Source organism: Thioflexithrix psekupsensis, assembly GCF_002149925.1.
GTDB lineage: Bacteria > Pseudomonadota > Gammaproteobacteria > Beggiatoales > Beggiatoaceae > Thioflexithrix > Thioflexithrix psekupsensis.
The window spans coordinates 847,909-866,394 of record NZ_MSLT01000023.1; the positions used below are offsets into that span (position 1 = coordinate 847,909).

At 38.4% G+C, this 18,486-nt stretch carries 16 protein-coding genes and 1 pseudogene; 8 read left to right on the top strand and 9 right to left on the bottom strand.

Translation table 11 applies throughout. The features are described from left to right. The first annotated feature begins 3 nt into the window (after window positions 1-3). The 3 genes from TPSD3_RS16235 to TPSD3_RS16245 are packed head-to-tail and all read left to right on the top strand — an operon-like array spanning window position 4 to window position 2,667. Window positions 4-912, top strand: coding sequence for a hypothetical protein (locus tag TPSD3_RS16235; protein ID WP_140048590.1), 909 nt, complete (start codon window positions 4-6; stop codon window positions 910-912). Between the two features lie 36 nt (window positions 913-948). Beyond that, window positions 949-1,776: a hypothetical protein gene (locus TPSD3_RS16240; RefSeq protein WP_086489570.1), complete on the top strand. Its 828-nt coding sequence runs from the start codon at window positions 949-951 to the stop codon at window positions 1,774-1,776. A 36-nt stretch (window positions 1,777-1,812) separates the two neighbouring features. Next, window positions 1,813-2,667 (top strand): hypothetical protein, encoded by an 855-nt coding sequence (locus TPSD3_RS16245; RefSeq protein ID WP_086489571.1) that lies wholly within the window; start codon window positions 1,813-1,815, stop codon window positions 2,665-2,667. Between the two features lie 74 nt (window positions 2,668-2,741). Here the strand turns inward: TPSD3_RS16245 and TPSD3_RS16250 are convergent. From TPSD3_RS16250 to TPSD3_RS16260, 3 genes and pseudogenes are all read right to left on the bottom strand, one after another. Then, window positions 2,742-3,457: pseudogene (locus tag TPSD3_RS16250) on the bottom strand (IS1 family transposase). A 316-nt stretch (window positions 3,458-3,773) separates the two neighbouring features. Next, complete coding sequence (locus tag TPSD3_RS16255) at window positions 3,774-4,958, bottom strand: ATP-binding response regulator (protein ID WP_086489572.1); 1,185 nt, start codon at window positions 4,956-4,958, stop codon at window positions 3,774-3,776. Continuing rightward, on the bottom strand, window positions 4,955-8,302 hold the full coding sequence (locus tag TPSD3_RS16260) for a PAS domain S-box protein (protein WP_086489573.1): 3,348 nt from the start codon (window positions 8,300-8,302) through the stop codon (window positions 4,955-4,957). The genes TPSD3_RS16255 and TPSD3_RS16260 overlap by 4 nt, the downstream gene beginning before the upstream one ends. Before the next feature lie 200 nt (window positions 8,303-8,502). Here TPSD3_RS16260 and TPSD3_RS16265 point away from each other — a divergent pair, with 200 nt between their 5' ends. The 3 genes from TPSD3_RS16265 to TPSD3_RS16275 are packed head-to-tail and all read left to right on the top strand — an operon-like array spanning window position 8,503 to window position 11,469. Further along, entirely contained in the window at window positions 8,503-9,264 is a 762-nt protein-coding gene (locus TPSD3_RS16265; protein ID WP_140048591.1) for a hypothetical protein, read from the top strand. Window positions 9,265-9,302: 38 nt separating this feature from the next. Beyond that, complete coding sequence (locus TPSD3_RS16270; RefSeq protein WP_176329910.1) at window positions 9,303-11,108, top strand: two-partner secretion domain-containing protein; 1,806 nt, start codon at window positions 9,303-9,305, stop codon at window positions 11,106-11,108. A 46-nt stretch (window positions 11,109-11,154) separates the two neighbouring features. Continuing rightward, window positions 11,155-11,469: an STIV orfB116 family protein gene (locus TPSD3_RS16275; RefSeq protein WP_086489576.1), complete on the top strand. Its 315-nt coding sequence runs from the start codon at window positions 11,155-11,157 to the stop codon at window positions 11,467-11,469. Here TPSD3_RS16275 and TPSD3_RS18050 read toward each other — a convergent pair. The 6 genes from TPSD3_RS18050 to modA all read right to left on the bottom strand — a co-directional run bounded on the left by TPSD3_RS18050 (window position 11,466) and on the right by modA (window position 16,278). Further along, window positions 11,466-11,576 (bottom strand): hypothetical protein, encoded by a 111-nt coding sequence (locus TPSD3_RS18050; protein ID WP_342587087.1) that lies wholly within the window; start codon window positions 11,574-11,576, stop codon window positions 11,466-11,468. The genes TPSD3_RS16275 and TPSD3_RS18050 overlap by 4 nt on opposite strands. A gap of 95 nt (window positions 11,577-11,671) precedes the next feature. Then, the gene (locus tag TPSD3_RS16280; protein ID WP_086489577.1) at window positions 11,672-12,781 is read right to left on the bottom strand and encodes a restriction endonuclease; all 1,110 of its coding nucleotides are present in this window, start codon (window positions 12,779-12,781) and stop codon (window positions 11,672-11,674) included. Beyond that, window positions 12,771-13,646: an adenine-specific DNA-methyltransferase gene (gene yhdJ / locus TPSD3_RS16285; protein ID WP_086489650.1), complete on the bottom strand. Its 876-nt coding sequence runs from the start codon at window positions 13,644-13,646 to the stop codon at window positions 12,771-12,773. Before yhdJ ends, TPSD3_RS16280 begins: the two co-directional genes overlap by 11 nt. Window positions 13,647-13,727: 81 nt before the next feature. Beyond that, window positions 13,728-14,795, bottom strand: a complete 1,068-nt coding sequence (gene modC, locus TPSD3_RS16290; protein ID WP_086489578.1) for a molybdenum ABC transporter ATP-binding protein — start codon at window positions 14,793-14,795, stop codon at window positions 13,728-13,730. 4 nt (window positions 14,796-14,799) lie between these two features. Then, entirely contained in the window at window positions 14,800-15,495 is a 696-nt protein-coding gene (gene modB / locus TPSD3_RS16295; RefSeq protein ID WP_086489579.1) for a molybdate ABC transporter permease subunit, read from the bottom strand. Window positions 15,496-15,498: 3 nt separating this feature from the next. Beyond that, a complete protein-coding gene (gene modA / locus TPSD3_RS16300; protein WP_086489580.1) occupies window positions 15,499-16,278 on the bottom strand; it encodes a molybdate ABC transporter substrate-binding protein in 780 nt (259 codons plus the stop codon). A gap of 309 nt (window positions 16,279-16,587) precedes the next feature. Here modA and nifN point away from each other — a divergent pair, with 309 nt between their 5' ends. After that, a complete protein-coding gene (gene nifN, locus TPSD3_RS16305) occupies window positions 16,588-18,030 on the top strand; it encodes a nitrogenase iron-molybdenum cofactor biosynthesis protein NifN (protein ID WP_086489581.1) in 1,443 nt (480 codons plus the stop codon). Then, on the top strand, window positions 17,984-18,472 hold the full coding sequence (gene nifX, locus TPSD3_RS16310; protein ID WP_217884479.1) for a nitrogen fixation protein NifX: 489 nt from the start codon (window positions 17,984-17,986) through the stop codon (window positions 18,470-18,472). Before nifN ends, nifX begins: the two co-directional genes overlap by 47 nt. Window positions 18,473-18,486: the final 14 nt, after the last annotated feature.

Consider the following 18,486-nt stretch of genomic DNA (forward strand, 5'->3'; position numbering starts at 1 on the left):
AAAATGAGCAGGATTAATTGGCATCGGGTGTTTGGTTTAACTTTAATTGATTTTTTTCTGGATTCAGAATATGAAGTGATTTTAGAGAAGGAACTCACGGCTAAAAAGCAATTTCTGGATATTGCGATTATCAAACGTAAAGAAGGTAAAGCCATTACAGAATTGCCAGAAGGTTTAGAAGAATTGGCCGCGCACAATCTTATTACTTATAAATCCATGCAAGAATCGCTTAATACATGGGCAATTGATGAGTTAATAGGACATTATGTCAATTATCGCAAACAAGAAAGCCAATCACTTCATCATTTGATTCCTGTTGAGAAAATTAAGTTATTTGCCATTTGTACCCGTTATCCCAAAAGTTTAGAACAGTCGGGGTTAAAGCTGGAGCAACAGCAAAATGCCGTTTTCAACCTCACCTATGGCAGTCATCAAATTAAAGTACTGGTTTTGAGCAAGATGCCCAAAGCGCAGCGCAATGCAATTTGGCAATTATTCAGTGGTACAGGTGAGGGATTTGTCTACGGTGGTCAAAACTACAATTGGCACTCCAGACAAGATAAGGCTATACTTAACCAACTCTATGAATTTTATAAACAAAAAGGAGCTGTTATGCCTTACACAATGGATGATTTTGTACGAGACTATGTCAGTGAAAATCTGCATGTCCTCTCTGCCGATGAAGTGTTGAAACGCTATTCATCTGATGAGGTGTTGGGACACTATTCACCTGATGAGGTATTAAAGCAGTATTCATCTGATGAAGTATTGAAACACTATTCGCCTGATGAGGTATTAAAGCAATATTCATCTGATGAAGTATTGAAACACTATTCACCTGATGAAGTGCTAAAGCAATATTCACCAGAGACCATCAAAGCCTTTTTAGAAAAATTGGAGAAAAAAGGATAGCCAAATTGTGTTAAGGAATTCCGCAATGGGGTGTAAATGAGCAGGATTAATTGGCATCGGGTGTTTGGTTTAACTTTAATTGATTTTTTTCTGGATTCAGAATATGAAGTGATTTTAGAGAAGGAACTCACGGCTAAAAAGCAATTTCTGGATATTGCGATTATCAAACGTAAAGAAGGTAAAGCCATTACAGAATTGCCAGAAGGTTTAGAAGAATTGGCCGCGCACAATCTTATTACTTATAAATCCATGCAAGAATCGCTTAATACATGGGCAATTGATGAGTTAATAGGACATTATGTCAATTATCGCAAACAAGAAAGCCAATCACTTCATCATTTGATTCCTGTTGAGAAAATTAAGTTATTTGCCATTTGTACCCGTTATCCCAAAAGTTTAGAACAGTCGGGGTTAAAGCTGGAGCAACAGCAAAATGCCGTTTTCAACCTCACCTATGGCAGTCATCAAATTAAGGTACTGGTTTTGAGCAAGATGCCCAAAGCGCAGCGCAATGCAATTTGGCAACTATTCAGTGGTACAGGTGAGGGATTTGTCTACGGTGGTCAAAACTACAATTGGCACTCCAGACAAGATAAGGCTATACTTAACCAACTCTATGAATTTTATAAACAAAAAGGAGCTGTTATGCCTTACACAATGGATGATTTTGTACGAGACTATGTCAGTGAAAATCTGCATGTCCTCTCTGCCGATGAAGTGCTGAAACACTATTCACCTGATGAAGTATTAAAGCAATACTCATCTGATGAAGTATTGAAACACTATTCGCCTGATGAGGTATTAAAACAGTATTCACCAGAGACCATCAAAGCCTTTTTAGAAAAACTGGAGAAAAAAGGATAGCCAAATTGTGTTAAGGAATTCCGCAATGGGGTGTAAATGAGCAGGATTAATTGGCATCGGGTGTTTGGTTTAACTTTAATTGATTTTTTTCTGGATTCAGAATATGAAGTGATTTTAGAGAAGGAACTCACGGCTAAAAAGCAATTTCTGGATATTGCGATTATCAAACGTAAAGAAGGTAAAGCCATTACAGAATTGCCAGAAGGTTTAGAAGAATTGGCCGCGCACAATCTTATTACTTATAAATCCATGCAAGAATCGCTTAATACATGGGCAATTGATGAGTTAATAGGACATTATGTCAATTATCGCAAACAAGAAAGCCAATCACTTCATCATTTGATTCCTGTTGAGAAAATTAAGTTATTTGCCATGTGTACCCGTTATCCCAAAAGTTTAGAACAGTCGGGGTTAAAGCTGGAGCAACAGCAAAATGCCGTTTTCAACCTCACCTATGGCAGTCATCAAATTAAGGTACTGGTTTTGAGCAAGATGCCCAAAGCACAGCGTAATGCAATTTGGCAATTATTCAGTGGTACAGGTGAGGGATTTGTCTACGGTGGTCAAAACTACAATTGGCACTCCAGACAAGATAAGGCTATACTTAACCAACTCTATGAATTTTATAAACAAAAAGGAGCTGTTATGCCTTACACAATGGATGATTTTGTACGAGACTATGTCAGTGAAAATCTGCATGTCCTCTCTGCCGATGAAGTGTTGAAACGCTATTCGCCTGATGAGGTGTTGGGACACTATTCGCCTGATGAGGTATTAAAGCAATATTCATCTGATGAAGTATTGAAACACTATTCGCCTGATGAAGTGCTAAAGCAATATTCACCAGAGACCATCAAAGCCTTTTTAGAAAAACTGGAGAAAAAAGGATAGCCAAATTGTGTTATTGGCATCGGGTTTGGTTTAACTTTTTTGGTAGTCCTAGCCAAGTAGTGATATGAATAAAATTATCCCAAATCTAACGATTCGTTATAATGGTGAATAAAGTGCCAAATTGCTCCGATGTGATTTTCTAATTTTTTAGAGAAAGATAGCGTTTCTCTGACCAGACGAGAAATACGCTGCCTCAGAGTGCAATTAAGACGCTCAACAAGGTTGGTTAAACCTGTTTGTTTGCCAACAGCATGATGGCGTTTACTAGGAAAAACAGATTGATAGGACTGCCAAAAATCAGTATACGAAACAGCACACTGCCGATACACTGGCGGAAGAGATTTCCACAACTTTTGCGCCGCGGCTTCATCTCGTTTACCCACATAAGCTCCTACAATTTCACGGGTTTCTATATCTAAGGCAAGCCATATCCACTGTTTATTTTTCTTGTTTTGGACAAAAGATCACATCTCATCACACTGTAGGGTAAGCCGCCGTTTAGATTTTTTTTTACATGGACTTCGCGTGGGGTTTGTTCATATTTTTTATTGACGTATCTTTGTAACCAACTGGCTGATACGCCCGTTACCCGACCAATAGCGGCTAAAGACAGCCGTTCAAGAAGCAATTTATCAATCAGTTCTACCGTCGTTTGAGGAATAGGCTGATTGGTGTTCTGCGGATTTTCCACAAACTGACGACCACAGTCTTTACAGGCATATTTTTGCTTTCCGCTATTAATACTTCCATTCTTTACAATCGCTTGGGATTGGCAACGGGGACATTTCATTCACTTTTCCTCTTTATCTCTATAAAAATGGATATTATACCATTTATCACCACCTAGAGGGGACTACCACTTTTTTTACGAAAAACCAAAACAACCCCATTCTATACCAAAATTAAGTCATTCATAAAATTTTTCTGTCAGAATCAGAATTTACAGAATTTTAGGATTTTCAGAATTAAAGAATAAAAAATCTGTTTAAAATAAACGACTTGTAAGAATAAATTTTGAAAATTCTTGTGTCTGCAAATTTTGATTCTGACAAAATAAGGATTCTACGAACCCTATCTTTTTGGTATATTTCTATTCATTCTGACCATCAAGGATGCAAATAAAGCGGCAAACGCACCGTAAAAACGCTACCCTGATGTAATTGGCTTTCTACGCTCACTTCGCCTTGTAAAATGGTGCAGTAATGCCGACAAATGGATAAACCCAAACCCGTCCCGCCATATTGCCGTGTAGAAGAACTATCGACTTGACTAAATGGCTTAAAAATCATTTCTAAATGCTCAGGCGCAATGCCAATTCCTGTATCAGAAACTGTAAAAATAATCAGCGTTTCTGTGCGTTCAACCGATAAAGTAATTTTGCCTTCACGAGTAAATTTTGCAGCGTTACTCAATAAATTTAATAAAATCTGCTGTAATTTCACAGGATCACTGTACAATTTACCGCAATTCGGATCACAATTCACTTCTAATTGATTGCTGCCTAATGTGGGTTTTATTACCGTAATCATTTCTTCCACCAAATGACCCACATCCAATTCCACTAAACGCAATTCCGTTTTTTCTGCTTCGATTTTAGCAATATCCAATACATCGCTAATTAAGGTTAATAATTGTTTGGCGGCGGTTTGGATTTTTTCTAAATCATCAACAATTTCATTCGGCTGCATTTCGGGTGCATCTTCACGCAACAAATCCGTATAACCAATAATTGCATTTAATGGCGTGCGCAATTCATGACTCATATTCGCCAGAAAAACACTTTTTGCTCGATTGGCACTTTCAGCCGCAGCGCGAGCTTGTTCATTTTCACGATTGCGTTTTTCTAATTCTTGGGCATGAGCCTGCAATTGTTGCTGCAAACGACGGAATTTTAAATGCGTATTAACTCGCGCTAAAACTTCTTCATGTTGAAAAGGTTTAGTGACATAATCTACTGCACCTAATGAAAAACCTTTAACTTTATCTAAAGTATCGGCTAATGCAGTCATAAAAATAATAGGAATTTCTCTGGTTTCTCGCTGTGATTTTAATTTTTCACAGACTTCAAAACCGTCCATTCCGGGCATCATGACATCTAATAAAATTAAATCAGGACTGGCATATTCTGCCCGCTGAATTGCACTTTTACCGTCTTTTGCCACCAATACCTTAAATCCTTCCGTATTAAGGAAATTAAACAATACGCTGACATTCGCAGGCGTATCATCGACAATTAACAGCGTCCCTTTACTGGCGATTTCGTCGCTGGGTGCAAGCGTTGCAGCATTCATGAATGTGTCCCCCTGTAAGAATCAATGCGTTCACAAATTTCGTCCATTTCAAAACCACGCGCTAATACACGTAATTCTTCAAAAAAATGGAGATGTGTGGGTGGTGCTATTTTTTTAAATTCGCCAATATTTTCTAGCAGCGCGCTAACATCTCCCATCATGGCATTTTCATATAAAATATTGGCTTGTTCGGGAGTTAATGCACTGGATTCGTCAATGGGTTTATTTTCTTCAATCGTATCTTTTAAATCAAGACGATCTTTCTCCATTAAAGTGGGAGAAATCGTCTCATAAATCCAAGTTAATTTCAGTTGTTTTTGCAATTCTTTTAACAACACATCGGCTTGAATGGGTTTAGGTAAAAACACATTACAACCCGCCTCCAAACTCTGTGCTTGATCCTGCTCAAAAACACTGGCAGAAACCGCTAAAACCGGCAAATCCACAAACGCCACAGATTGGCGCAATTGGCGCACCATTTCAAAACCATCCAACACCGGCATCACCAAATCCGTTAAAACAGCATCTGGACGTGATACTTTAATTTTAGCCAAAGCCTGCGCGCCTTGCTCGGCTGTTTCTACTTGAAACCCTAAAGGCTGTAATAAATTCACTAATACAGAGCGATTTTCAGCCCGATCATCGACGATTAATAATCGCTTAGGAGCTTCTCTAAAACCAACAATGACTTGGGGGGGAGCTTGTTTAGATTTGATCAAATGAGACACTTGAGGCGCAGGTAATGTTAAGGTAAAGCAACTGCCTTGTCCCAATTGACTGCGTAAGGTTAATTGTCCCCGCATCATCTCCACTAAACGACGAGTAATGGTTAAGCCTAATCCTGTGCCTTCCGACTTAAAAGCCGCATGACCGACTTGCTGAAAAGGTAAGAAAATGCGCTCTTGATCACTTTCAGCAATACCTTGCCCTGTATCGAAAATTTCAAACGTTAAAGAACCGTTATAATAACCCACTTTTAATGTCACGCCACCTTCGTGAGTAAATTTAACGGCATTGCCTAATAAATTCATTAAAATTTGTCGTAATCTTTTCTCATCTGCATGAACTCCCAAAGGTAAAGCCGTCACCGCCTCATAAATAAAGGCAATACCTTTTTGTTCCGCACGGATTTTAAAGACTTCAACCAGCGTACTAATAAAGTCCAATAAATCAAAATCAACACAATATAATTCAATACTATCCGCTTCGATTTTCGACAAATCTAAAATATCATTAATCAACGTCAATAAATAATCACCGCTACGCTGAATAATTTGCACGCCCTCGCGTTGTTTTTCTGACAATTGACGGTCGCGTAATAAAATTTGTGCATAACCCAAAATTCCATTTAATGGCGTGCGCAATTCATGACTCATATTGGCGAGAAATCTACTTTTAGCGCGATTGGCGGTTTCAGCGGCGATTTTTGCTTGTTCTAATGCGCTTTCAGTGCGTTTTCTTTCCGTAATGTCCTGCGCCATGCCCAATAAACCAATCACATCATCTTGGACATTATGTAGCGGCAATTTACAAATTTCGGCATAACCCATCGTGCCATCGGCACGGGCATATTCTTCGATATAATATTCTCCTTGATCAACCTGCATAATCCGTTGTTCTCGCTCGAAAAATGTAGGAGCTTGCTCTTGCCAATGCAAATCAAAATCCGTTTTTCCTAATAATTCCTCAGGGGAATTAACACCCGCTGTTTGCGCAAATATTTTATTACAACCGAGAAAACGACTCTGCCGATCTTTCCAAAAAATATAATGCGGAATATTCTCAATCACCACACTTAATAACACTTGTTGTTCTTGCAAGCGTTGATTAGCGTAATAACGTTCACTAATATCACGAGCAATGGCAATAATAATGGTACGATTGGGATTTAATTGTACCCGTTGCGCTTTAATTTCGGTGGGAAATTCGCTATTATCGGCGCGACGATTGCGCGTTTCAAAGGTCATCGATTCTTTTTCTCCCGTTAATACGGGCAGTTCAAAAACATCTCCCTGATTAGCCACGCCCACATCCACATCTTTAGGCGATTTGCCTATCAATTCTTCAGCCGAATAACCCAATTGTCGCGCTGCACCTTCATTCACATAAAGAAAAGAATAATGATTTGAATCCAATAAATAAACACCATCTTCTAATAAATCTAAACAGGTTTTAAATTGCTTTAATTCTTCAGTGGTTTGCAGCAGTATTTTGGTTTTTTCGGTTAATTCAATATTTTGCTTAATCTGCTCTTGTTCTCGCTGTTGCAACATATTAATATGCGCTTGAATAAGCTGCACCATTCCATTAAAAGTTAAAGCCAATTCAGCAATTTCATCTTTCCCCTTAATGGGAATCGATAAATGATTAAAATCTCCTGTTCCTACTTTAACCACAGCATTGCGCAAATCTCGTAATGGTTGCACTAAACGATTGGTTAAGAAAAATAACAAAATAAACCCAATAATTAACCCTAATCCTCCCGCAAAAATCACTTGATTGCGTAAATGTTGATTGGCTGCAAAAGCCTGTTCTTGCGGATATTGCATAATTAAACGCCAATCATTACCTTTAAAACTTAAATAACCTCGTTCTTGCGATAACACATAAAAATAATCTTTGCCTAAAAATTGTGGTAATTCTGACGCTTCTTTAACTGAAATTTTCCGTTTAAAATAACCCAATGCTGCCTTATTATCATATAACACCTGTCCATCACGTTCTACCAATAAAACGCGAGTTTGTGCAGAAGATTCATGCTGAGACAGCCCTTGATTTAACAAATGATACAACACTTCGATAGGTACTTTTGCCACCACCGCGCCCCAAAAATGCCCCAGAATATCATAGACAGGGGCTGCAAAAACCAGCACCGTCGTCTGTAAATGCGCGTCATAAACGATTTCACGCCCCGAACTCATCTCACCATGCTCGTAGACACTGCGTATCCACTCAGAGGGCGCGGCTTTTTCTCCTAGGCCGTTGCCAGCGGTGTCTGCTATTTTGTGCTGGCGATAATCATAAACAGAAATTGCACTATAAATTTGATAAAATTCTAAAAATTGTTGTAACTTTATGGTCAATGCTTTTGTTTTTTCTCCCCGATTCACATCGGGTAAAATTTCTGACACACTAAGTGCCATCAATTGGGTATCGGCTTGACGTTCAAATAAAATCCGATCCATCGTGTCTAATAAATAATCAGCACGTTCTTGCAAATGGGTTTGGATTTGTTCAGCCGTAATTTTTTGTCCCGTTTGATATAAATAATGTCCAATGGGTAAAACCATCACCAGAGTAAAAATAAAATAAAACCAAATAATCTTGCTGGCAAAGCGCATCATTCTCTCCTTGTTTGATTTTGCTTTAATGACATGCAAAAGTTGATCATTCCAGTGGTTCAAAGAAAATATCCTATTTTGTATTGATGAGTAAAAAAACAAATCCAATAACAACAATATAGGCAATGCCTTACGTCTATTATTTCAACGACTCATCCTGTCTTTTCCTAAAAACGGAACGAATATCAATGATGGATTTAATCATGAATACTCAATACCTATGGTTCAAGGTTTTAATCATTCTTTTTTTAAGTGGCAACGGGCTTGCGGCGGAGGATAACGTTTTACTAGAAAATGATCCGTCTTTACCGCAATCTAACTTATTGCTCGATCCAGCAGAACTTAACTCGATTCGCAATGAGCAAATTTATCCTTTTTATGTGCCTATTGAGCGGATGGTGGATATTAACTTTATCCAGCAACAATTACAAGTTAATTACACCCTACAAATGGCGAAACACATTGTACATTTACTGAATCATTATCAAAATACGGAAAATTTACCTGTGCCTGCGGATGAAATGAAAATATGGCAAGAAAATCTGCTAAAAAATGATCCATTTATTGAGCGCATTGATTACATGGAGAAACATTATTTAGTGTTTATTTTAAAAAGCACATCTCCTGTTATTGAGAATTTACAAGGTAAAGAAATTCGTTATGAATACTATGAAAATCAATGGTCGCCTAGCTGGTCATTATCAGAATTACTTGATTTAGAAGCCTCTGATCAAAAGGCAGGTATTAGCGAACCACCAGAAATTTCTCCACCTGCTTCTCCATCAGATTCTCCATCATTTTCTATTAGCTTATTTCCTGCGCCAATTGACTTTTTTTATTCTATGGGTATTATTACCGATTATTGCCGTAATCCTATGGGTTATATTTATCCTAAGGAGGGCATGGTTTCGGATCAGGCATGGTGTCCTATATGGCATTCTGCGGTTATGCCTTTGCAGGATTAAAAATGATGAGCAGAATAAAATGGATAGGGCTTGTCATAATGGGTTTATTTTGCATCACATTACAAGCCCAAATTCATGTAGAATCTAGTTCAGGCACAGAAGTTATTTTAAATGCACCCGAAATGCAATTACCTGAAACATTTGGAAAAGTAGTGGATAATACTTTATTTCATCGCTTCAATTATTTTAACCTGCATTCAGGGCAACATTTAATTTTTACAGGTTCTCCCCATTTAACCCAAGTGATTGCTCAAGTGAGCGGATCAGAACCTGCTTTTATTCATGGTACATTAAGCACTCAATTACCGAATGCTCATCTTTATTTTTTAAGTCCAAATGGTATTTTTATTGGAGAACAAGCGCGTTTTGAATGGCCAAAAGGGATTTATTTAACAACGGCTGATTATTTAATTTTTCCTACAGGTGATATAATTTCAACTCATTCCGAATTAGAAAATACTATTTTGCAGATTGCTTCTCCTGTTGAATTTGGATTTTTAAACGATAATAAAGCCAATATCACCTTACAAAATGCTCAATTAAATTTAAGTGACGCACAACATTTTACATTAATAGCCAATCAAGTGAATATCGAAGACAGTCAAATAAAAATAAATTCAGGGCAAATCACATTAAAAGCGCATTCCGTACCAGAAAATGCCCAAGGTCACATTACACTTTCTCGTTCCACTTTAAATACCAGTGGTGAAACAGGGGGATTGATTGAAATAACAGGCTCGCAATTAACGATTCATGACAGCACATTAGCCACCAGAACGCAGGGTGCAGGTGATATTTCAATGGAAACAGGTATTCGTTTATTTGCTGATGAAATGATACTGACTCATTATAGTTTATTAGACAGCAGCACTTTAGGAAAGGGCAATAGTGGAGATATTCATATTAATGCCACTCATTCGCTGCAATTAAACGAATATAGTAAAATTGCCAATACGGTAGGAGATGGTTTTTATACGGCTCAGGGAACGGGGGGAAATATTGTCATCAATACCGAAAAATTAGCCTTACAATTAGGCAGCGTGATTCAAACAGGCGCAGGAGCTTTTTTACAAGCCAATAGTGGTAATGCAGGGAATATTCAAATCAATGCCCATGATTTAACATTAACTCAACTCAGCTCATTAATTACTTCAACTCTTAGCGATGGAAAAGGTGGAGATATTGATTTGCACATAAAACAATTACGACTTGATAATGCGGCTATCATTGCCAGTAGTTTAGGCATTGGAGATACGGGAAAAGTGCAAATTGATGCTGAGGAAATAAATCTGGATAATATTAGCGTTATTTCCACTCGATCTTTAAATGCAGGAGGGGGAGATATTTCTTTATTCATTAAAAATAAATTATTACTTTTTGACAGTGCTATTACCACCACCGCTCGCGGTTCAGCAATGAGAGACAGTGCAGGAAATATTTATATTAATAAGCCCACTTTTATCGTCTTAGATAACGGTGAAATTTTCGCCAGTGCTTTAGCTGGAGATGGTGGAAATATTGATTTAAAAAGTGATTATTTTTTATCGCGCAATAGTCGCTTAGATGCTTCTTCTGCTTTAGGGATAGATGGAAACATTCACATTGATTCTCCCGTTATCGATATTGCTTCAGATTTGGCTATTTTAACGCAACACTATGCCAATCCGACTATTTGGTTAGATAAACGCTGCACGGGAAATTTAGAAGCCTATTTTAATAGCTTAGTTTACTCTCCTTATGATATATTGCCGTTATCGCCTTATGGTTTATTGCATTCTATTCGCTTGTCTTCTTTCGAGCCTGATTTTAAAATGCTGCGTAAAAGTATTGATCCTTGCGAATAACATTGGCATCATTAGAACTTAAATTTTATCTTGAGAAAAAATAACCATGCACTATTTATTAAATTCGCCTGTTTTAACCGCCTATGGGCAATATGTTTTTGAAGCCATTGCCTTAACAGAAGCCAAAGAATGGGCAAAAAATTCTTTTATTTCTGCGATTGGACACGCGGCCACCGCAGAATTATTATCGGTGTTATTAGAAGTGGAAGTGTCGGTTAATCGGGTGCGTATTGAAATGGAAATGGGAGATGAGGCTTTAGTGTTTCGCCTATTAACCAGAATGGAAGAAGGGCGAGTTTTTAGTCGAGAAGAAATTGCACAATTACCGTTTGAATTTGGGTTATTAAAAAAACAAGGTTAGAAATGTTTTTTTTGAAAAGGCAATGGATCGTTATGCTGGCTATCAAGCCATTTTACGTAGGCTTTTTTTAATTCATCTTCACTGGCATTTCTCGCAACGCCCAATATTTCGTAATAATCTCATTTCGACATAATTAAATTAACTATAAGGGTTTGGAATGGGTTAATTGGGTTATTCTAAAATGGGAAGTTTTAAAAATTGTTTAATATTCTTTGGTCTCTATATTGAATTCAATGCGGCTTTGCAAAACAATTTCTTCAATCACACCGACTCCCTTACCTGCTGCAATGACTTGCTCAAATATTTCTACAAGTCTTGGTATATTAATAATTTCCTCTATGGACTCAATGTATTTTTTTACAATGGTTTTGATTTGATAGATAGCTTCTGCCTGATGTGTTATTTTTTGCAGCAAATCACTTGTGGACTCACTTGTTTTTATAACAAATGTAATGGGATAGCGTTGTATTTTATCAATATCCAAAAAATATTTTTTTACATCAACCGTTTCTGTCACTTGGAAAAATCGGCCAAGCGGTTTCATTACAAAATCAATTCCTCCATCATTAGCATTAGTTCTGCCTGTTTTATAAAGAATAAGTGACTCTTCCACTATGTCTTCTGTTGACCATCCCCAATATATTTTTTGTTCCGCATAATACTGTTTTAGAATAGAAAAACTGACAATTTCAAAAATACGAGCGTCAATATTTGGCTGAAAAAGTTCTTTAATAAATTGAATGGCTTTTTCTGGTGATTTTTCTTGAATTGCCATTATCTCTTGACAGTAAGCCATAAATTCAGAAAATGCCTGTTGTTTTGCTGCAATATAAGCCTCAATAATTTCTTTAATAGATAATGCAAGGTTAATTTGGTCAAAGATGATTAAGTTTTCATTAATCCAATACCTGTTGCTTTCCACATCTCTAATAATGGGTAAGTATTCACAATGTGGAAAATATTTTTTAAACTCTTCATTAAGACGATGGTTTAAAGCATGGTTTTGTAGTTTGCTACCAAAAGCTAATTCACGTTGTCGGCGAAATAAATCTGTAAATTTAGCACCTTCATAGTCAGAATAATTACCATTATTATCAAAATTTTTGCTAAGATAATCTTCAATTAAAACGTATATTGCATAATGATTAGCAAATGCCGCTCTTGATTTAGAACCACGGTTTGCTGCTTTTGTTTTTTTATTAAGATATTGGATTATTTCACTTTTACTTAGAACTTCCTCACCGCGTCCTTGAGTGTTGTGATCAAGAATAGAGATAATTTTATCAGTAAAGTTATGTTTATCAATTCGCATTAAAAAGGTCTCCCGTTTGATCATTACGAATTGTAGATCGACCATTTTTTACTTCCATCTTCTTTTTCACAGCCAGTAATTCTTCTCCCAAGTGTTCCTTCATTTCAAGCACACGGCGTAAACCAATTTTTAAATACTCATCTTGTGTTTCTATACTAATACTTTTTCTACCCAAAGATTTAGCGACAGCCGCTGTGGTAAACGTTCCTGCAAAAGGATCAAGTATTGTATTTCCTTGATAACTGCTGGCACGGATAATTCTGCTCAACAAGGCTTCTGGTTTTTGAGTGGGATGATTTTCATATTCATTCATACGATAACGCACTCTTGGAAATTCCCAAACATTACCCGGAACTTTTTTCGTATTGTATGGTTTTGGGACTTTTCCTCTATAATCAATCAATTTTCGTTTTGCGCCCGTTTTTGCTTCAACCAGAATATCATCTGTATTAAAACAATATGAATTTGCATTTTTCACACAATGCAAAATAGGTTCATACATCGATCCATAATATTTTTTAGCTTGAACTCCAGAGCTATCATAAAACCAAATAATTCGACTCAGAATCGTTAGTTTTTCTCTCACATACAAATCAAAATAAGGCATAAACTGCGTACTTGCCATTAAATAGATTGTTCCTGTAGGAGCTAAAACTCTGATACATTGATCAATCCACTCATAAGCCCATTTGATATATTCAGCTTCAGAAGGCCATTTATCCTGAAAGTTAGAAAATTGCTTACCCATATTATAGGGCGGATCAATAAAGATTAAATCTATTGATTCATCCGCTATTTCACTTTGCAATATTTCTAAGGCATCACCGTGATAAATAAGATGTCCCTGTTTTTCGTATTTTTCCATGTTCTGCGATAATTTTGGGAATTGCCAAATTTTATAACATCCTTCACTGTAACACGCCACAGCCCCTACAGCCAATTGTTTTTATTCCATAATCGCCACTGCTTTAATAAGTGCATATACTGTTTGTCCTACTTTGAATTGCAAGCGATCTGCGGATCGACGAGTGACCTCAGCAAACAAATGTTGTCCGTCTTGCAACTGTAAACGTACCAATAAACGGTGATTATCTTCCTCATTAATCGAGGTGATGGTGGTTTTTAAATGATTAGTCACACTGGTGTCGTGCGGATCGGAGAGCGCAACGCTGACATCTTTGGCTAAAATAACCACGCGCAAAAGCTGTTGAGCCGCAGTATGGGCTTCGGATAACCACAATTGATCGTCCCCCAATTGCACTTGGCGTAAACCATATTCGGTTTTTTCCCCACATTTTCCCGACAACACAGAAACCACGCCTTGTTCATCAAATAACGGCGAATCCATACGCGATAAGGCTTGTTGTAAGGTTTCAATGGTTTCAATATGTCCCGATTTCATAAAAACAATTCGATCTGCCAATCGTTCCACTTCATTTGGCGCATGAGTGATATAAAACACAGGAATTTTAAAAAAATGCACCAACTCTTCAATTAACGTTAATAATTGCGCTTTAGCACGCCAATCTAATGCCGATAACGGTTCATCCATAAATAACAATTTCGGCTGCATTAATAATGCACGCGCAATGGCTACCCGTTGTTTTTCTCCCCCCGATAAAAAAGTCACTGCCCGATCTAATTTATCCGCAATTCCCACGCGCTCTACAATATCATTAAAATTCGCAGGCGCAATGTTTTTGGGTAAACGTTTAATGCCGTAAAATAGATTTTGTTTCACGTTTAAATGTGGAAATAAAGCCGCATCTTGAAAAACAAAACCAATATGTCGTTTTTGTGGGGGTAAAGCGTAGCTTCCTCGTTGCCAGATTTCATCATTCACCGATAATTCGCCCACGGTTCTTTTATCCAAGCCACTCATGGCACGCAATAAGGTACTTTTACCACTGCCCGAACGGCCGAATAATACCGTAATTCCCGACAACGGCAATTCAAATTCCCCACTGTTTAACGCAAATTGTTCAAATGCCAATTGCAAATTTCCACGCATCATTATTTTAACCCACCTTTACCCCAAAACGGCGATTGATGCCATAAACCAACATTAAAACAAATAAGGAAAAAATCAGCATAATTGCCGATAAAATATGGGCTTGTTGATATTGTAATGATTCCACATGATCAAAAATATCAATAGAAACCATGCGCGTTTCTCCCGGAATATTTCCCCCCACCATTAACACCACGCCAAACTCGCCCACCGTATGGGCAAAAGTTAATGTCATCGCCACCAAAAAACCCCGCCGCGATAAAGGAATTACCACGGTAAAAAAACGATCCATAAAACTCGCGCGTAATGTCGCCGCTGCGTCTAATAATCGGTGTGGAATGGCTTCAAAAGCGTGCATTAAAGGTTGCACGGTAAAAGGCAGGGAATAAAACACCGAACCAATAATTAAGCCTAATTGACTAAATGTTAATTGTCCCGTAAAACCAAATAAACGTAAAAAATCAGTTAATGGCCCCGTAGGATTCATAATAATAAGTAAATAAAAACCCAATACTGTCGGCGGTAAAACCAAAGGCAAAGCGACTAAGGCTTCTAATACGATTTTAAAAGAAGAACGCATTTGTGCCATTTTCCACGCTAAAGGCGTTCCAATTAATAATAAAATAATAGTCGTGATTGTGGCAATTTCTAAAGTAAGCCAAATCGGTTCTAAATTGACTGAAGTGCCAAAAATATGCAGCATGATTTAATCGCTCACAACAGATTGTGGAATGCGATAACCATACCGCTCAATAATCGCTATGGCTTTAGGCGATTTCATATAATCCATAAAGGCAGCCGCGGCTTGATTATTTTCACCGCGTTTAGTGATCACAGCGGCTTGATTAATCGGATCATATTTTTCTTGTGGAATTAAAAAATATTCCCCTTTTTCATAAGCAGGACTTTCAGGATCAACCAATTGGGATAACGCCACAAAACCTAATTCCGCATTGCGAGTGGCCACATATTGAAACGCATGGGTAATGCTTTCCCCATTCACTAATTTGCGTTCAAGTTGATCATAAAATCCCAACGCTTTTAAATAATTCTCCGCTTGCAAACCATAAGGCGCAACTCTGGGATTGGCAATGGATAAATGGCGAAATTGGGCTTGTTTTAAAATCTCTTCGGCTTGCGTCGCCACGGGCAAAGTTGGACTGTACAAGGCAAGAACCCCCTGCGCATACACAAAATAACTCGACGCAATCGCTAAATTCTCATCTAACGCGGCTTGAGGTGTCTTTTCGTCCGCAGCAAAAAATAAATCAAAAGGCGCACCGTTTTTAATTTGCGCGAATAATTTACCTGTCGGGCCAAAAGAAAAACGAATGGTATGTTCAGTGTCTTTTGTAAAAGCGTGGCCAATTTCTTCGATAGTTTTGGTGAAATTAGCTGCGACAGCGGCGGTGACTTCGGCCGCAAATAAAGTGGAATGATGGCTTAATGCCAAACTAAATAACACAGCAAAAATAATAGATTTCATTCATCATTATCCTAAGTAAAAAAAAGAGTTATTTCTAGCGGTAAAAGCCATTTTTATAAATAAAATCATCTCACGACCAACGATTATATATCAGGTCAAAAGCAATAGATTCAATATTATCTGAATAAATCGCGTACCCGCTTGTGCCATTGAGCGAGTTTACAATGTCGCATTTGTTGTATTTGCTACAACGCCACTACAAATATTTTACAATAAAAACAATAAGTTATAAAATGGCATAGCCTTTGCGTTAGATTCTGTCAATTGATAGACCTTACACACGGTCACGCTCACATTTCAGGGGTAAACATGGCAGAAATTATCAAACGTCACAAGGCCTTATCTGTTAGTCCGCTCAAGGCCAGTCAACCCGTAGGGGCTTCTTTGGCTTTTCTGGGTTTAAATCAGGCCATGCCGATGATGCACGGTTCACAAGGCTGTACTGCATTTGGTAAAGTTTTTTTTGTGCGCCATTTCCGCGAACCCATTCCCCTGCAAACCACCGCGCTGGATCAAGTCAGCACCATTATGAATCCAGATGACAGTGTAATCGAAGGCTTGCGCGTCATTTGTGAAAAATCTAAACCCGCTATCATTGGTTTAATCACCACGGGATTATCTGAAACACAAGGCACTGACATTCGTCAAGCCCTCAAAACTTTTCGTAGTCAAAACCCCCAGTTTGATGCCATTAAAATTGTCCCTGTAAATACACCTGATTTTTTAGGTTGTTTAGAATCGGGATTTGCTGCGGCCGTGTTGGCCATGATTGATTACCTCGTTCCCGATGCCCAAACCGCTGGCACACAACCCAAACAACGCGCCCGCCAAGTCAATGTGTTGGTCGGATCGGCTTTAACACCCGGTGATGTGGAATTTCTCAAGGAAGTGATTGAAAGTTTTGATTTGCGTCCTGTGATGATTCCCGATCTGGGCGATTCGTTAGACGGCCATGTGACTGACATTGAATACACACCATTAACTATTGGTGGTACAGCGGTGACAGAATTTGCCACATTAGGCTTATCCGCTGCGACGTTGGTGATTGGGCGTTCTTTGCATCGAGCGGCTGATTTGTTGAAAAAACGCACGGGCGTAGAAGATTTTCGTTTTGATACGTTAATGGGAATGGCGGCGTTTGACGATTTTCTCATGACCTTACAAGGCATTGCAGAAAGACCGGTACCTGCGCGTTATGAACGGCAACGTACTCAATTACAAGATGCGTTGTTAGACACGCATTTTATGTTGGGACAAACGCGGGTAGCCGTCGCCGCAGACCCAGATGAGTTGTATGGTTTTGTGCGTTTATTGCAGAGTGTGGGCGCGGAAGTGGTGACTGCGGTGGTGCCAACCCATGTTCATAATGGTATTTTGGAAGATTTGCCGCTGGCTGAAGTCAAAGTGGGAGATTTGGAAGATGTAGAACTCAGTGCGCAAAAAAATCACGCCCAATTGATCATCGGTAATTCGCACGCGGTGATCTCTGCCCAACGTTTACACATTCCCATTTTACGTGCCAGTTTTCCCCAATACGACCACGTCGGCGGTTATCAACGCACGTGGATCGGTTATCGAGCGACGCGACAAACTTTATTTGATCTGGCTAATTTAATTTTAACCCAACATGCCGCGCATGAAATAAAGCCTTATCACGCCCAGTACAGTCAAAAACAGGATCATTTGTTGTCCGAGGAGTTCACTCATGCCCTTGATTCAACGCCGTCTCAAGATCGTGGCTTGCGACACTAAGGAATTTACCATGACCGATAATATTCAAGTGGCTTTTGCAACCACGGATATGAAACAAGTCAATCAACATTTTGGATCGTCTAAATCATTTGCGATTTATACGGTGAATGAAGAGCAAGCGATTCTCAAAGAAGTGGCTCAATTTGAAAATTTAGCCCAAGATGGGAATGAAGATAAATTAGTTGAAAAATTAGATTTATTACAAGGTTGTGCGGCGGTGTATTGTCAAGCGGTGGGTGGATCGGCGATTCGGCAATTATTGGCGCGTGAAATTCAACCGATTAAAGTCAGTGAAAACAGCGATATTAGCGAATTATTAAGCGCGTTACAATCAGAATTGCGTAACGGCCCGACTGCGTGGCTGGCCAAAGCGGTACAGCGGCAAAAAAAGGAAGATGATTCCCGTTTTGATGATATGGCCGCCGAAGGTTGGCGAGAATAAGTTTTTTATTGTCA

What these genes read in the sequence shown, in the direction of transcription:
- TPSD3_RS16235 (WP_140048590.1), top strand. Translation starts at nt 4, where the DNA reads ATGAGCAGGATTAATTGGCATCGGGTGTTTGGTTTAACTTTAATTGAT.
- TPSD3_RS16240 (WP_086489570.1), top strand. Translation starts at nt 949, where the DNA reads ATGAGCAGGATTAATTGGCATCGGGTGTTTGGTTTAACTTTAATTGAT.
- TPSD3_RS16245 (WP_086489571.1), top strand. Translation starts at nt 1,813, where the DNA reads ATGAGCAGGATTAATTGGCATCGGGTGTTTGGTTTAACTTTAATTGAT.
- TPSD3_RS16255 (WP_086489572.1), bottom strand. Translation starts at nt 4,958, where the DNA reads ATGAATGCTGCAACGCTTGCACCCAGCGACGAAATCGCCAGTAAAGGG.
- TPSD3_RS16260 (WP_086489573.1), bottom strand. Translation starts at nt 8,302, where the DNA reads ATGATGCGCTTTGCCAGCAAGATTATTTGGTTTTATTTTATTTTTACT.
- TPSD3_RS16265 (WP_140048591.1), top strand. Translation starts at nt 8,503, where the DNA reads ATGAATACTCAATACCTATGGTTCAAGGTTTTAATCATTCTTTTTTTA.
- TPSD3_RS16270 (WP_176329910.1), top strand. Translation starts at nt 9,303, where the DNA reads ATGGGTTTATTTTGCATCACATTACAAGCCCAAATTCATGTAGAATCT.
- TPSD3_RS16275 (WP_086489576.1), top strand. Translation starts at nt 11,155, where the DNA reads ATGCACTATTTATTAAATTCGCCTGTTTTAACCGCCTATGGGCAATAT.
- TPSD3_RS16280 (WP_086489577.1), bottom strand. Translation starts at nt 12,781, where the DNA reads ATGCGAATTGATAAACATAACTTTACTGATAAAATTATCTCTATTCTT.
- yhdJ (WP_086489650.1), bottom strand. Translation starts at nt 13,646, where the DNA reads ATGGAAAAATACGAAAAACAGGGACATCTTATTTATCACGGTGATGCC.
- modC (WP_086489578.1), bottom strand. Translation starts at nt 14,795, where the DNA reads ATGATGCGTGGAAATTTGCAATTGGCATTTGAACAATTTGCGTTAAAC.
- modB (WP_086489579.1), bottom strand. Translation starts at nt 15,495, where the DNA reads ATGCTGCATATTTTTGGCACTTCAGTCAATTTAGAACCGATTTGGCTT.
- modA (WP_086489580.1), bottom strand. Translation starts at nt 16,278, where the DNA reads ATGAAATCTATTATTTTTGCTGTGTTATTTAGTTTGGCATTAAGCCAT.
- nifN (WP_086489581.1), top strand. Translation starts at nt 16,588, where the DNA reads ATGGCAGAAATTATCAAACGTCACAAGGCCTTATCTGTTAGTCCGCTC.
- nifX (WP_217884479.1), top strand. Translation starts at nt 17,984, where the DNA reads ATGCCCTTGATTCAACGCCGTCTCAAGATCGTGGCTTGCGACACTAAG.